Source organism: Burkholderia sp. MS455, assembly GCF_016899445.1.
Taxonomy (GTDB): domain Bacteria; phylum Pseudomonadota; class Gammaproteobacteria; order Burkholderiales; family Burkholderiaceae; genus Burkholderia; species Burkholderia pyrrocinia_C.
In genome coordinates this window covers 2,009,059-2,023,568 of record NZ_CP041779.1, presented here as the reverse complement: position 1 = coordinate 2,023,568, position 14,510 = coordinate 2,009,059, and the positions used below count along the sequence as shown (strand labels likewise).

General features: G+C 65.9%; 13 protein-coding genes. All 13 read left to right on the top strand.

Translation table 11 applies throughout. The features are described 5' to 3' along the window. The first annotated feature begins 3 nt into the window (after positions 1–3). Positions 4–1,344, top strand: a complete 1,341-nt coding sequence (gene hisS, locus FPJ27_RS28390) for a histidine--tRNA ligase (RefSeq protein ID WP_152857462.1) — start codon at positions 4–6, stop codon at positions 1,342–1,344. 55 nt (positions 1,345–1,399) lie between these two features. After that, entirely contained in the window at positions 1,400–2,029 is a 630-nt protein-coding gene (locus FPJ27_RS28385; protein WP_034181284.1) for a tetratricopeptide repeat protein, read from the top strand. Positions 2,030–2,070: 41 nt separating this feature from the next. After that, the gene (gene bamB / locus FPJ27_RS28380) at positions 2,071–3,216 is read left to right on the top strand and encodes an outer membrane protein assembly factor BamB (RefSeq protein WP_204423495.1); all 1,146 of its coding nucleotides are present in this window, start codon (positions 2,071–2,073) and stop codon (positions 3,214–3,216) included. 246 nt (positions 3,217–3,462) lie between these two features. Beyond that, positions 3,463–4,800 carry a ribosome biogenesis GTPase Der gene (gene der, locus FPJ27_RS28375; protein ID WP_072437233.1) on the top strand — a complete coding sequence of 446 codons (1,338 nt, stop codon included), beginning with the start codon at positions 3,463–3,465 and terminating at the stop codon, positions 4,798–4,800. A 142-nt stretch (positions 4,801–4,942) separates the two neighbouring features. Next, positions 4,943–5,182, top strand: a complete 240-nt coding sequence (hfq, locus tag FPJ27_RS28370; RefSeq protein WP_006399927.1) for an RNA chaperone Hfq — start codon at positions 4,943–4,945, stop codon at positions 5,180–5,182. Positions 5,183–5,254: 72 nt separating this feature from the next. Beyond that, positions 5,255–6,430 carry a GTPase HflX gene (gene hflX, locus FPJ27_RS28365; protein ID WP_204426372.1) on the top strand — a complete coding sequence of 392 codons (1,176 nt, stop codon included), beginning with the start codon at positions 5,255–5,257 and terminating at the stop codon, positions 6,428–6,430. A gap of 47 nt (positions 6,431–6,477) precedes the next feature. Next, positions 6,478–7,818: an FtsH protease activity modulator HflK gene (gene hflK, locus FPJ27_RS28360; protein WP_204423492.1), complete on the top strand. Its 1,341-nt coding sequence runs from the start codon at positions 6,478–6,480 to the stop codon at positions 7,816–7,818. 14 nt (positions 7,819–7,832) lie between these two features. After that, on the top strand, positions 7,833–8,732 hold the full coding sequence (locus FPJ27_RS28355; protein ID WP_204423489.1) for a protease modulator HflC: 900 nt from the start codon (positions 7,833–7,835) through the stop codon (positions 8,730–8,732). Between the two features lie 36 nt (positions 8,733–8,768). Further along, positions 8,769–8,960 (top strand): DUF2065 domain-containing protein, encoded by a 192-nt coding sequence (locus FPJ27_RS28350; RefSeq protein ID WP_006478685.1) that lies wholly within the window; start codon positions 8,769–8,771, stop codon positions 8,958–8,960. Between the two features lie 113 nt (positions 8,961–9,073). Then, positions 9,074–10,222, top strand: coding sequence for an ATP phosphoribosyltransferase regulatory subunit (locus FPJ27_RS28345; RefSeq protein ID WP_047900832.1), 1,149 nt, complete (start codon positions 9,074–9,076; stop codon positions 10,220–10,222). A gap of 113 nt (positions 10,223–10,335) precedes the next feature. Beyond that, positions 10,336–11,682: an adenylosuccinate synthase gene (locus FPJ27_RS28340; RefSeq protein ID WP_072437237.1), complete on the top strand. Its 1,347-nt coding sequence runs from the start codon at positions 10,336–10,338 to the stop codon at positions 11,680–11,682. A 6-nt stretch (positions 11,683–11,688) separates the two neighbouring features. Next, positions 11,689–12,285, top strand: a complete 597-nt coding sequence (locus tag FPJ27_RS28335; protein WP_034181292.1) for a phosphoribosyltransferase — start codon at positions 11,689–11,691, stop codon at positions 12,283–12,285. 274 nt (positions 12,286–12,559) lie between these two features. After that, positions 12,560–14,476: a potassium transporter Kup gene (locus FPJ27_RS28330; RefSeq protein ID WP_204423488.1), complete on the top strand. Its 1,917-nt coding sequence runs from the start codon at positions 12,560–12,562 to the stop codon at positions 14,474–14,476. Positions 14,477–14,510 lie beyond the last annotated feature (34 nt).

The window sequence follows — 14,510 nt, the reverse complement described above, 5'->3', positions numbered from 1 at the left end:
ACGATGACTGAACAGAAACGCAAGATCGAGAAACTCACCGGCGTCAAGGGCATGAACGACATCCTTCCGCAGGATGCCGGCCTGTGGGAATTCTTTGAAGCCACCGTGAAATCGCTGCTGCGCGCATACGGCTACCAGAACATCCGCACGCCGATCGTCGAACACACGCAGCTCTTCACGCGCGGCATCGGCGAAGTCACCGACATCGTCGAGAAGGAGATGTACAGCTTCACCGACGCGCTGAACGGCGAGAACCTGACGATGCGCCCGGAAAACACTGCGGCCGTCGTGCGCGCGTCGATCGAGCACAACATGCTGTACGACGGCCCGAAGCGCCTGTGGTACATCGGCCCGATGTTCCGTCACGAGCGTCCGCAGCGCGGCCGCTACCGGCAGTTCCACCAGGTCGGCGTCGAGGCGCTCGGTTTCGCGGGTCCCGATGCGGATGCCGAGATCATCATGATGTGCCAGCGCCTGTGGGACGACCTCGGCCTGACCGGCATCAAGCTCGAGATCAACTCGCTCGGCCTCGCCGAAGAGCGCGCCGCGCACCGCGTCGAACTGATCAAGTACCTCGAGCAGTTCGCCGACGTGCTCGACGAGGACGCGAAGCGCCGCCTGTATACGAACCCGCTGCGCGTGCTCGACACGAAGAATCCCGCGCTGCAGGAGATCGCACAGAACGCGCCGAAGCTGATCGACTTCCTCGGCGACGAATCGCGCGCGCACTTCGAGGGGCTGCAGCGCCTGCTGCTCGCGAACAACATTCCGTTCAAGATCAACCCGCGTCTCGTGCGCGGCCTCGACTACTACAACCTGACCGTGTTCGAGTGGGTGACGGACAAGCTCGGCGCGCAGGGCACGGTCGCGGCCGGCGGCCGCTACGATCCGCTGATCGAGCAGCTCGGCGGCAAGCCGACCGCCGCGTGCGGCTGGGCGATGGGCATCGAGCGCATCCTCGAACTGCTGAAGGAAGAGGATCTGGCACCCGAGCAGGAAGGCGTCGACGTGTACGTCGTGCACCAGGGCGAGACCGCCCGCGAACAGGCGTTCATCGCGGCCGAGCGCCTGCGCGACACGGGCCTCGACGTGATCTTCCACTGCAGCGCCGACGGCGCGCCGGCGAGCTTCAAGTCGCAGATGAAGCGGGCCGATGCAAGCGGCGCGGCATTCGCGGTGATCTTCGGCGAAGAAGAGGTCGCGAACGGAACGGTGGGCGTGAAAGCGCTGCGCGGTGCAGGCGAAGACGGGGAAAAGAACGTTCAGCAGACCGTACCGGTCGAAAGCTTGACCGAATTCCTAATCAATGCGATGGTTGCATCCGCCGAAGACGGCGACGACTGATCGCGCTGGCAATCGCTCGACAAGAAAGGCCTGAACAGGAAGGAATCGCTCGCCGATGAGTTATCACGACGAACAAGAATCGATTGAAAGTGTCAAGGCGTGGTGGGCCCGCTGGGGCAACCTCACCACGTGGATCGTGCTCGCGGCGCTCGTCGTCGCGGCCGGTTTCAACGGCTGGAACTACTGGCAGCGCCGTCAGGCTGCCGAGGCGTCCGGGCTGTACGAGCAGGTCCAGAAGGCCGCCGCCGCGAACGACAAGGCGACGATGGCTCGCGCGGCCGCCGACATGGAAGACAAGTTCGGCAGCACGCCGTATGCGCAGATGACGGCGCTCGCGGCCGCGAAGGTGCTGTACGCGGCCGGCGACTCCGCAGGCGCGAAGGCGCAGCTGCAATGGGCCGTCGATCACGCCAAGGACGACGAGTACAAGCAGATCGCGAAGCTGCGTCTCGCATCGCTGCTGCTCGACGAGAAGGCATACGACGCGGGCCTCGCGCTGCTGTCGGGTACGCCGCTCGATGCATTCAAGGGCCTCGTGGCCGATCGCCGCGGCGATCTGCTTGCCGCGCAAGGCAAGACCGACGATGCGCGCGCCGCTTACAAGCTCGCGCTCGACGGCCTGTCGAAGGACGACCAGTCTGCGCGCCAGCTCGTGCAGTTCAAGCTGGACGCGCTCGGCGGCTGAACCCCGGTCCCCTCAACCTCTTAACTCTGCTTCGCTAACCGATGAATTTGCTGAAACGTTACGCTGTGCCCGTTGCCTGCGCGGCGGCTGTCCTGGCATTGGCGGCCTGCTCGTCGTCGAAGGATGCGCGCCGCGTGCCGACGCCGCTCACCGAGTTCAAGCCCGTGATGGACGTGCAACAGGTCTGGAAGGCGAGCGTCGGCAAGGGCGGACGCTACCTGTTCTCGCCGGTGGCCGTTGGCGACGCCGTTTATGCGGCGGGCGAAAACGGTTCGGTCGAGAAGATCGACGCGAAGACGGGCCAGACGGTATGGCGCTCGAAGGTCGATTCGGACCTGTCGGCCGGCGTCGGCAGCGACGGCAACCTGACCGCGGTCGGCGCGCTGAAGGGCGGCGTGTTCGTGCTGGGCCCGGACGGCAAGCAACTGTGGAAGACCAGCGTGCAGGGCGAGATCTTCTCGCCGCCGCTCGTCGGCAACGGCCTCGTGGTCGTCCGCACGATCGACGGGCAGGTGATCGCCTTCAACGCGCAGACGGGCGAGCAGAAGTGGAACTACCGCAACCGCGCGGTACCGCTGAACCTGCGCGTGTCGGCCGGCATGACGTTCGCGGGCGACGCGGCGGTGCTGGCGGGCTTCCCCGGCGGCGGTCTCGTCGCGATCAACCTGCAGACGGGCGAACCGTTCTGGCAGACGCCCGTGTCGTTCCCGAAGGGCGTGACCGAGGTCGAGCGCATCAACGACGTCAGCGGTCCGCCGACGCTCGTGGGTGCCGAAGCCTGCGCGGTGACGTTCCAGGGTCAGCTCGGCTGCTTCGATGCGAACTCGGGCCGCCCGCTGTGGGAAAAGCCGTTCTCGAGCCGCAGCGGCCTCGCACAGGACGATTCGGTGGTCGCCGGCGGCGACGACTGGTCGGTCGTGACGGCGTACGATGCGGCGTCGGGCAATCAGCTCTGGCGCAACGACAAGCTCAAGAGTCGCGACGTCGGTGTGCCGTACCTGCTAGGGCATGCGGTCGTGATGGGCGACTACCAGGGCGTCGTGCACTTCCTGTCGCGCGAAGACGGCAGCTTCATCGCGCGGATGAAGACCGACGGCAGCGCGATTACGGCCGCACCGGTCCTCGCGGGCAATACGCTCGTCGTGCAGACGAAGGACGGCGGCCTGTACGGGTTCCGTCCGCGCTGACGCGCAGGAAACATGCGCGGCCGCGGTGCGACGGGCTTGTCCCGCGCGCCTTGGCCGCGCGACATGAAGGCGGCCGGTGTTCCCGGCCGCTCGGTATTTGAAAGGCAGTTGAGACGAAAGACGACGGCGCGCAACGCGCGCCCGGCGCGCGCATCGGGCGCGGCGCGAATTCGTGATATTTTCATTCAGCGCAGCCGCCCGCAGCAGCGGGCCTCCCGCTGCTGCGCTTCACCGTAGAAAACACAGATGAAACCGGTCATTGCCCTCGTTGGGCGCCCCAATGTGGGGAAATCCACGCTGTTCAACCGGCTCACGCGCTCGCGCGATGCGCTGGTTGCCGACCTGCCGGGCCTGACGCGCGATCGCCATTACGGCGAAGGGCGCGTCGGCGAGCGGCCGTACCTGGTCGTCGATACGGGCGGCTTCGAACCCGTCGCGAAGGACGGCATCCTGCACGAGATGGCGCGCCAGACGCGGCAGGCGGTTGAAGAGGCCGACGTTGTCGTGTTCATCGTCGACGGCCGCAACGGGCTCGCGCCGCAGGACAAGTCGATCGCCGACTACCTGCGCAAGACCGGCCGGCCGATCTTCCTCGTCGTCAACAAGGCCGAGGGGATGAAGTACACGGCGGTCGCGACCGACTTCTACGAGCTCGGGCTCGGCGACCCGCGCGCGATCTCGGCCGCGCACGGCGACGGCGTGACCGACATGATCAACGAGGCGCTGGAAGTCGCATACAGGGACCAGCCCGAAGAGGAAGACGAGAACGACCCGTCGCGCGGCATCAAGATCGCGATCGTCGGCCGGCCGAACGTCGGCAAGTCGACGCTCGTGAACGCGCTGATCGGCGAGGACCGCGTGATCGCGTTCGACATGCCGGGCACCACGCGCGATTCGATCTACGTCGACTTCGAGCGCAACGGCAAGAAATACACGCTGATCGACACGGCCGGCCTGCGGCGCCGCGGCAAGGTGTTCGAGGCGATCGAAAAGTTCTCGGTCGTGAAGACGCTGCAGTCGATTTCCGACGCAAATGTCGTCATTCTTCTGCTGGATGCGCAGCAGGACATTTCCGACCAGGACGCGCACATCGCCGGCTTCGTCGTCGAGCAGGGCCGCGCGCTCGTGATCGGCGTCAACAAGTGGGACGGGCTCGACGACCACGCGCGAGACCGCGCGAAAGCGGATTTGACCCGCAAGCTGAAATTCCTCGACTTCGCGAAATCGCACTTCATTTCGGCCGCGAAGAAGACGGGCATCGGCACGCTGATGCGCTCGGTCGACGACGCGTACGCGGCGGCGATGGCGAAGCTGCCGACGCCGAAGCTCACGCGCGCGCTGATCGAGGCTGTCGAGTTCCAGCAGCCGCGCCGTCGCGGCCCGGTGCGTCCGAAGCTGCGCTACGCGCACCAGGGCGGCCAGAATCCGCCGATCATCGTCATCCACGGCAACGCGCTCGACGCCGTGACGGAAACGTACAAGCGCTACCTGGAAAACCGGTTCCGCGAAACTTTCTCGCTGACCGGGACTCCATTGCGCATAGAGTTCCGTTCGTCGAACAATCCGTACGCGGACAAGGGCTGAAGCACGCCCCGCAAGGGATAGGCCGCAAGGCCTATGCCCCGGGCGGGGCAGGCAAAATCGGCTATAGTGTAGCGATTGGCGCCGGATCTCTTTTTCTTCCTCGCCAATCCAGATCAACCTGCAAAAAAAGATGGAGTACGCCATGAGCAACAAAGGGCAATTGTTACAAGACCCGTTTTTGAACGCACTGCGCAAAGAGCACGTTCCCGTTTCGATCTACCTCGTCAACGGCATCAAGCTCCAAGGGAACATTGAATCGTTCGACCAGTACGTCGTGTTGCTCCGTAATACGGTGACCCAGATGGTCTACAAGCACGCCATCTCGACGGTCGTGCCGGCGCGCCCGGTGAATTTCCACCCGGACGCGGAAGCTTCGTCCTAACCTATCGCAGCGGCCGGCATCCGGTCGCCGCGAGCGACCGATGCCAGCCGCCTTATCTTGACACCCGATAATTTGATCAACGCAGCGCTCGTCGGCATCGATTTCGGCAAGACCGATTTCGAAGCCAGTCTCGAAGAACTCAGTCTTCTCGCCTCCAGCGCGGGGGCCCGTCCCGCCGTCACCCTCACAGGTCGTCGCGCCAGTCCCGATGCCGCGATGTTCATCGGCAGCGGCAAAGCCGATGAACTGCGGCTTGCCTGCGACGCGCACAACGTCGAGATCGTCATCTTCAACCACGCACTGGCGCCGGCCCAGCAACGCAATCTGGAACGGGCACTTAACAGGCGGGTCGTCGATCGCACGAGCCTCATCCTCGATATCTTCGCGCAGCGCGCCCGCAGCCATGAAGGCAAGCTGCAGGTCGAGCTCGCGCAGCTTCAATACCTGTCGACGCGGCTCATTCGCGCATGGACCCACCTCGAACGGCAAAAGGGTGGTATCGGCCTGCGCGGCCCCGGCGAAACCCAGCTCGAAACCGACCGTCGGCTGATCGGCGAGCGCATCAAGATGCTGAAGTCGCGGCTCGACCGGCTGCGCCGGCAACACAGCACGCAACGCCGGCAGCGCGCGCGCAGCGGCACGATGTCGGTGTCGCTGGTCGGCTATACGAACGCGGGCAAGTCGACGCTGTTCAATGCGCTGACGAAAGCGCAGGCCTACGCGGCCGACCAGCTGTTCGCCACGCTCGATACGACGTCGCGGCGCGTGTACCTCGGCGACGAGGTCGGCCAGATCGTCGTGTCGGATACGGTCGGGTTCATCCGAGAGCTGCCTCACCAGCTCGTCGCGGCGTTTCGCGCGACCCTCGAGGAAACGATCCACGCGGATCTGCTGCTGCACGTGGTCGATGCATCGAGTGCGGTCAGGCTCGAGCAGATCGAGCAGGTCAACGGCGTGCTGCACGAGATCGGCGCGGACACGATCCGGCAGGTGCTGGTGTTCAACAAGATCGACGCGGTGCCCGAACTGGCGGCCCGCGGCGACGCGGTCGAGCGGGACGAGTATGGTAATATTTCGCGCGTCTTTTTGAGCGCACGCACCGGTCAGGGGCTTGACGCGTTGCGTGCCGCCATCGCCGAGATTGCCTCCGCGGAACACCTTCCCAGCGCGATGTTACCCAACGGCGCACTCGACGGCGCGTCCGCTGAATCACACGAAGACCGCACGATTTCCGAACACGGGCGCTAACCGGTCCCGGCCGGTTCGCCGGCGTCTAATCTGGTGAACAAACTCTGGTGAACGAATACAACGAGCGGAGTACCTGGCGGCGGATGCGCGCCTTGCTGTCGATCAACGATCCCCGCTGGGGACGCGGCGAAGGCAATGGCAAAGACGGATCCCGTCCCCGTGCGAACGAATCGAAGCGTCCGCAAGGCGGTGACGGCGAAGGTCCGCCCGATCTCGACGAGATGTGGCGCAACTTCAACCGCCGCTTGAGCGGCCTTTTCGGCGGCAAGGGCGGCAACGGCTTCCGTCCCGACAACGGACGGGCCGCGCGGGTCGGCGTCGGCATCGTGATCGGCGTGCTGGTCGCGGTCTACGCGGGCAGCGGGCTGTTCGTCGTGCAGGACGGCCAGACGGGCGTCGTACTGCAGCTCGGCAAGCTGTCGGGCACGGTCGGCCAGGGCGTGCACTGGCGCGCGCCGTATCCGTTCGCGTCGCACGAGATCGTCGATACGTCGCAGGTCCGCTCGATCGAGATCGGCCGCAACAACGTCGTGCGTCTCGCGAACGTGAAGGAAGCGGCGATGCTGACGCGCGATGCCGACATCGTCGACGTGCGCTTCATCGTCCAGTACCGGATTCGTTCGGCAACCGATTACCTGTTCCGCAGCGTCGATCCCGAGCGCAGCGTGTCGCAGGCCGCGCAGGCCGCGGTGCGTGCGATCGTCGGTACGCGCAGCGCGGCCGACGTGCTGAACCAGGACCGCGACGCGCTGCGCGAGCAGCTTTCCGCCGCGATTCAGCGCGACCTCGACCGCTACCAGTCGGGGCTCGAGGTGACGGCCGTCACGATGCAGAGCGTCGCCGCGCCCGAGCAGACGCAAGCCGCCTACGGCGAAGTCGCGAAGGCGCGCGACGAGCGCGAGGCAGCGAAGCGCGCCGCGCAGGCGTACGCAAACGACCTGCTGCCGAAGGCGCAGGGCGATGCCGCGAAGCTCGTCGACGAAGCGAAGGCGTATTCCGATCGCGTGGTCACGGAAGCCGAAGGTGATGCCGATCGCTTCAAGCAGGTCTACGCGCAGTACTCGAAGGCGCCGGCGGTGATCCGCGAGCGGATGTACCTCGAGACGATGCAGGAAATCTATTCGAACGCGACGAAGGTGTTCGTCGGCAACAAGGGCGGCAACAGCGTCGTGTATCTGCCGCTCGACAAGCTCGTCGAGCAGGGGCGGCAAAACGCCGCGACGTCCACCGGCGCAGCCGCGCCCGATGCGGCGTCCGCACCGGCGGCTGTCGCGCCGGCGGCAGCCGTACCCGCGAGCGCGGCATCGGCCGCCGCGGCGTCGGGCGGCGACGTGCTGCGATCGCGCGAAGGTTTCCGCAGCCGGTCGCGTGAAGACGATCTGAAGTAACGGGAGCGCAGAACATGAACCGAATCATTGCGCTCGTCGTCGCAATCGTGATCGTTGCCTTCGCGGCGTCCTCGACGGTCCTGACCGTCGATCCGCGCCATACGGCCGTGCTGTCGGGCCGCGACGGCGCACAGCCCGAACTCGCCGGCCCCGGTATCCATTTCAAGCTGCCGCCGCCACTGCAGACGGCGACGCTGATCGACACGCGCCTGCAATCGCTCGAGTCGTCCGATCCGCTGCAACTGGCAACGGAAGACAAGCACGACCTGCTCGTTGCGTATGCGGTGAAGTACCGGATCAGCGATCCGCTGAAATACTTCACGGCGACGGGCGGCGATCCGGCGGCGGCTACCGAACGCCTGGCCGGTGTGCTGAAGAGCGCGCTCGGCGACGCGTTCGGCAAGCGTGCGCTCGACGACGCCCTCGGCGGCCAGCGCGCGATCGCCGACGCGGCCCGCGACGCGGCGAAGGCGAAAGCGTCCGGTTTCGGCGTCGACGTGGTCGACGTCCAGTTGACGCGCGTCGACTTGCCGGCCGCGCAGGCGGATGCCGTCTATCAGCGGATGATCGGCACGCTGCGCGATCAGGCGGCACAGGTGCGTGCGGAAGGCGCGGCCGACGTCGAGCAGATCAAGGCCGACGCCGAACGGGAACAGCAGGCCGTGCTCGCGAACGCGTACAAATCCGCGCAGACGATCAAGGGCGAGGGCGACGCGAAGGCCGCGACGATTGCCGCCGATGCGTTCGGCCGCGATCCGCAGTTCTATCAGTTCTACGCGAGCCTGCAGGCCTACCGGAAGACGTTCAAGCGCAACGACATCATCGTCGTCGATCCCGACAGCGAGTTCTTCCGCTTCATGCGCAGCCCGACGGGCGGTGCCGCACCGTCGGCGCCCGCTCCCCGCAAACACTGACCTTTGGGCGCCGCGTCGAGCGGCGCCGTCGCTCGCATGGACCTGGCTGGCTCGTTGTTGCTCGCAGTAGCGCTGATGCTGATCATCGAGGGGGCGTTTCCCTTCGTGTTTCCCGTCGCCTGGCGCGACACGTTTCGTAGAATAGCTGAGCGGCCGCCGCATCATATCCGGATCGGCGGGCTGATCGTGATGGTGCTCGGGCTCGTGCTGCTGCTACTCGCCACCTGACCGGAGACCTGATCCGGACGGCGCATCCGCCGTTCGTCCCGCCCGATTTCGAATTTCCGATTTACATCGCGGCGCGCGTGTCGCGCGCTGTTTCCCGTCGTAGGACCGTACCGATGTCGACCTGGTTACTTCCCGAGAATATCGCCGACGTACTGCCGTCGGAAGCGCGCAAGATCGAGGAGCTGCGCCGCAGGCTGCTCGACCGTTTCCGTTCGTACGGCTACGAAATGGTGATGCCGCCGCTGCTCGAGTATCTCGAGTCGCTGCTGACGAGCGGCGGCGCCGATCTGCGCCTGCGCACCTTCAAGCTGGTCGACCAGCTGTCGGGCCGCACGCTCGGCCTGCGCGCGGACATCACGCCGCAGGTCGCGCGGATCGACGCGCACCTGTTGAACCGTCAGGGCGTGACGCGCCTCTGCTATGCGGGCCACGTGATGCATACGCGTCCGCGCGGCCTGCATGCGACGCGCGAGCAGATCCAGATCGGCGCCGAAATCTACGGGCATGCCGGGCTGGAAGCCGATCTCGAGATCCAGCAATTGATGCTCGACGCACTGCATCTGGCGGGCCTGTCGCGCATCCGTCTCGACCTCGGCCACGCGGGCGTGCTCGCTGCGCTGCTGGCGCGCGATGCGCAGGCCGCCGAGCGCGGCGAGTCGCTGTACGACGCGCTGTCGGGCAAGGACGTGCCGCTGCTGAACGAACTTACCGACGATCTCGGTGCCGATACGCGGGCAGCGCTGCGCGCGCTGCCGAACCTTTACGGCGACGCGAGCGTGCTCGCCGAGGCGCGCGCACGGCTGCCGGTGCTGCCCGAAATCACGCGGGCGCTCGACGATCTGGCGCAGCTCGCCGCACAGGCGAAGGGCGCCGAAGTGGCGATCGATCTCGCCGACCTGCGCGGCTACGCATACCACAGCGGCGCGATGTTCAGCGCGTACATCGACGGCGTGCCGAACGCGATCGCGCGCGGCGGCCGCTACGACCACGTGGGCCAGGCATATGGTCGTGCCCGTCCGGCCACGGGCTTCTCGCTCGACCTGCGCGAGCTCGCGCGGATTTCGCCGGTCGAGGCGCGCGGCACCGCGATTCTCGCGCCGTGGGCGCAGGACGACGCGCTGGGCGCGGCCGTCGCGGCGCTGCGCGATGCGGGCGAGGTCGTGATCCAGGCACTGCCGGGCCACGACCACGTGCTCGACGAGTTCGCATGCGACCGTTCGCTCGTCGAGCGCAACGGCGCATGGGTGGTCGAACCCCGATAAACAGGCGTTCGCGGGCCGTGCTTCGGCGTGCATATCGTTGAAGCGAAACGGAAAAATTCGGAAACGCCCGCGAACATAGGTAGAATACGTTTTTAACCAGCTAACGAATCAACATGTCTGCCAGCGCAGTGAACGTGACTCCCGGGCGCAATGTCGTCGTTGTGGGAACTCAATGGGGTGATGAAGGCAAGGGCAAGATCGTCGACTGGCTGACGGACCACGCTCAGGGCGTCGTGCGTTTCCAGGGCGGCCACAACGCCGGCCACACCCTCATCATCGGCGGCAAGAAAACGATCTTGCGCCTCATTCCGTCGGGCATCATGCGTGAAGGCGTCGCCTGCTACATCGGCAACGGCGTCGTCCTGTCCCCCGAAGCACTGTTCAAGGAAATCGGCGAGCTCGAAGAAGCCGGCGTGAACGTGCGCGACCGTCTGTTCATTTCCGAAGCCACGACGCTGATCCTGCCGTACCACATCGCGATCGACCAGGCGCGCGAAGCGCGCAAGGGCGCGGGCAAGATCGGCACGACGGGCCGCGGCATCGGCCCCGCGTACGAAGACAAGGTCGGCCGTCGCGCGCTGCGCGTGCAGGACCTGTTCGACGCGAAGACTTTCGCCGACCGCCTGCGCGAAAACCTCGATTTCCACAACTTCGTGCTGACCCAGTACCTGGGTGGCGCGGCCGTCGACTTCCAGGCCACGCTCGACACGATGCTCGGCTATGCCGACCGCCTGAAGCCGATGGTGGCCGACGTGTCGCGCCGCCTGTACGACGCGAATAACGCGGGCCAGAACCTGCTGTTCGAAGGCGCGCAAGGCACGCTGCTCGACATCGATCACGGCACCTATCCGTTCGTCACGTCGAGCAACTGCGTCGCGGGTGCGGCGTCGGCTGGCGCGGGCGTCGGTCCGCAGAAGCTCAACTACATCCTCGGCATCACGAAGGCGTATTGCACGCGCGTCGGTTCGGGCCCGTTCCCGAGCGAACTGTACGATGCGGACAACCCGCAGCGCCAGGACCAAGTCGGCGTCACGCTCGCGAACGTCGGTAAGGAATTCGGTTCCGTCACCGGCCGTCCGCGCCGCACGGGCTGGCTCGACGCGGCCGCGCTGCGCCGCTCGATCCAGATCAACGGCGTGTCGGGCCTGTGCATGACGAAGCTCGATGTGCTCGACGGCCTCGACGAAGTCAAGCTGTGCGTCGGCTACAAGATCGACGGCAAGGATGTGGACATCCTGCCGCGCGGCGCGGCCGATGTGGCCCGTTGCGAGCCCGTGTACGAAACCTTCTCCGGCTGGAAGGAAAGCACGGTCGGCATCAAGACGTGGGAAGCACTGCCGGCGAACGCGCAGGCCTACCTGACCCGCGTCCAGGAAGTGGCTGGCGTGCCGGTCGACATGGTGTCGACGGGCCCGGACCGCGACGAAACGATCCTGCTCCGCCATCCGTTCAAGGTGTAACCCCAGATGACGCAGCAAATCACGATGACGGCGGCAGACTTGATGACCGATCCGCGCAACGACGACAAGAACCTGTGGGTAGGCTGGGATGAATATCATCGTCTGATCGAACTGCTCGCGCTCGAGGTGCATGCATCGGGTTGGAAGTTCGACCAGATCCTGTGTCTCGCGCGCGGCGGCCTGCGCGTCGGCGATCAACTGTCGCGCATCTACGACGTGCCGCTCGCGATCCTCGCGACGAGTTCGTACCGGGAAGCGGCCGGCACCGAGCAGGGCGACCTCGACATCGCGCAGTACATCACGATGACGCGCGGCAACCTCGCAGGCAACGTGCTGCTGGTCGACGATCTCGTCGATTCGGGCGTTACGCTCGCGCGCGTGCAGGAGCACCTGAAGGAGCGCTATCCGGCCGTGACGGCCGTGCGTTCGGCCGTGCTCTGGTACAAGGGTTGCTCGAAGGTCAAGCCCGACTATCACACGCAATATCTGCCGACGAATCCGTGGATTCATCAGCCGTTCGAGGAGTGGGACACGGTTCGCCCGCACAACCTCGAGGCATGGATCAAGCGCGGTCGCGCGCAGCGCGACGGTTCGGGCGCGTAAGCGGCCGGTCGATCGAAGGAAAGCCTTGCACGGCGCCGCTTGCGGCGCCGTTTTTCGTTGCGGCACCGTTTGCGCGGCGCGGCATGCCCTGCGTATCCGGTAGGCAGACGCCGCCGCCCCGGCTATGATGGCAGCCCTGCCACAGCTCGCGCCGGATTGCATGCGCAGCGTGGATCACGTGGTTTCACGGCAACAGAGCAGGGCGGCGTTTCACGGGGGCGCGAGTAGAATAGCGCTCGTTTTGTCCGACTCGGACCCGATTATTACGCTTCATATGAACGACACGATCCACGCGACCGACGCGGCACACGCGCCGCACTCGACGCAACAACACTCGATGCGGGCGCTAGCGATAGCAGCCATCGGCGTCGTGTTCGGCGACATCGGCACCAGCCCGCTGTATGCGCTCAAGGAGGCGTTCAGCCCCGCGCACGGCATCCCGCTGACCGAAAGCTCGATTCTCGGCGTGATCTCGCTGCTGTTCTGGGCGATCATCCTGGTGGTCGGCGTCAAGTACCTGCTGTTCGTGATGCGGGCAGACAACAACGGCGAAGGCGGCGTGCTCGCGCTGATGGCGCTGTCGCTGCGGCCGCTCGACTCGAAAACCCGCGTCGCGGGTGCGCTGATGGCGCTCGGGATATTCGGCGCATGCATGTTCTACGGGGACGCGGTGATCACGCCGGCGATCTCGGTGATGTCAGCCGTCGAAGGTCTCGAAATCGCGACGCCGCACCTGTCGCACCTCGTGCTGCCGATCACGATCGTGATCCTGATCGCGCTGTTCTGGATCCAGCGCCACGGCACCGCGTTGGTCGGCAAGCTGTTCGGCCCGATCATGGTGCTGTGGTTCGTCGTGATCGCGGCGCTCGGCGTGTACCACATCGCGCGCGTGCCCGGCATCATCGCGGCAATCAATCCGTACTACGCAGCGTCGTTCATGGCCGATCACCTGCTGCAGGCCTACGTCGTGCTCGGCTCGGTCGTGCTGGTGCTGACCGGCGCGGAAGCGCTCTACGCGGACATGGGTCACTTCGGCGCGAAGCCGATTCGCCTCGCTGCATACGGGCTCGTGATGCCGTCGCTCGTGCTGAACTACTTCGGCCAGGGCGCGCTGCTGATCCAGAACCCGAAGGCGATCGAGAACCCGTTCTTCCTGATGGCGCCCGAATGGGGGACGCTGCCGCTCGTCGTGCTGTCGACGGTCGCGACCGTGATCGCGTCGCAGGCCGTGATCTCGGGTGCGTATTCGCTGACGTCGCAGGCGATCCAGCTCGGCTACGTGCCGCGCATGAAGGTGCTGCATACGTCGGAACTCGCGATCGGCCAGATCTACGTGCCGGTCGTGAACTGGCTGCTGCTGTTCGTGATCCTCTGCATCGTGGTCGGCTTCAAGAGCTCCGACAACCTCGCGGCCGCGTACGGCATCGCGGTGACGGCGACGATGGTGATCACGACCGTGCTCGCGGCCGTCGTGATGGTGAAGGTATGGAACTGGAACCGGGTGCTGGTCGGCGCGATCATCACGGTGTTCCTCGCGATCGACCTCGGCTTTTTCGGCGCGAACCTGCTGAAGGTCGCGCAGGGCGGCTGGCTGCCGCTCGGCATTGGCGCGCTGCTGTTCTTCCTGCTGATGACCTGGTACAAGGGGCGCCACATCGTCAAGGAGCGCACGGCGGCCGACGGCATTCCGCTCGAGCCGTTCCTGCAAGGGCTGCTCGCGCATCCGCCGCATCGCGTGTCGGGCACCGCGATCTACCTGACCGGCAACGACAAGCTCGTGCCCGTGAGCCTGCTGCACAACCTGAAGCACAACAAGGTGCTGCACGAGCGAACCATTTTCCTGACGTTCGTCACGCGCGACTTTCCTTACGTGCGCGACGACAAGCGCCTGAGCTCGCGCGATGCGGGCGGTGGGCTGTACATCGTCAAGGCCGAGTACGGTTTCAACGAGACGCCGGACGTGAAGGCCGTGCTCGAGGAATTCGGCCGCGCGCACGACATGACGTTCGAGCTGATGGATACGTCGTTCTTCCTCGCGCGCGAAACCGTCGTGCCGACGCATCTGCCCGGGATGTCGATCTGGCGCGAGCGCGTGTTCGCGTGGATGCATCAGAACGCCGCGAAGCCGACCGACTTCTTCTCGATTCCGGCGAACCGCGTCGTCGAGCTCGGCACGAAGATCGAGATCTGACCAGGTGCGGCGCGCGGGCCTGACGGCCGCACGC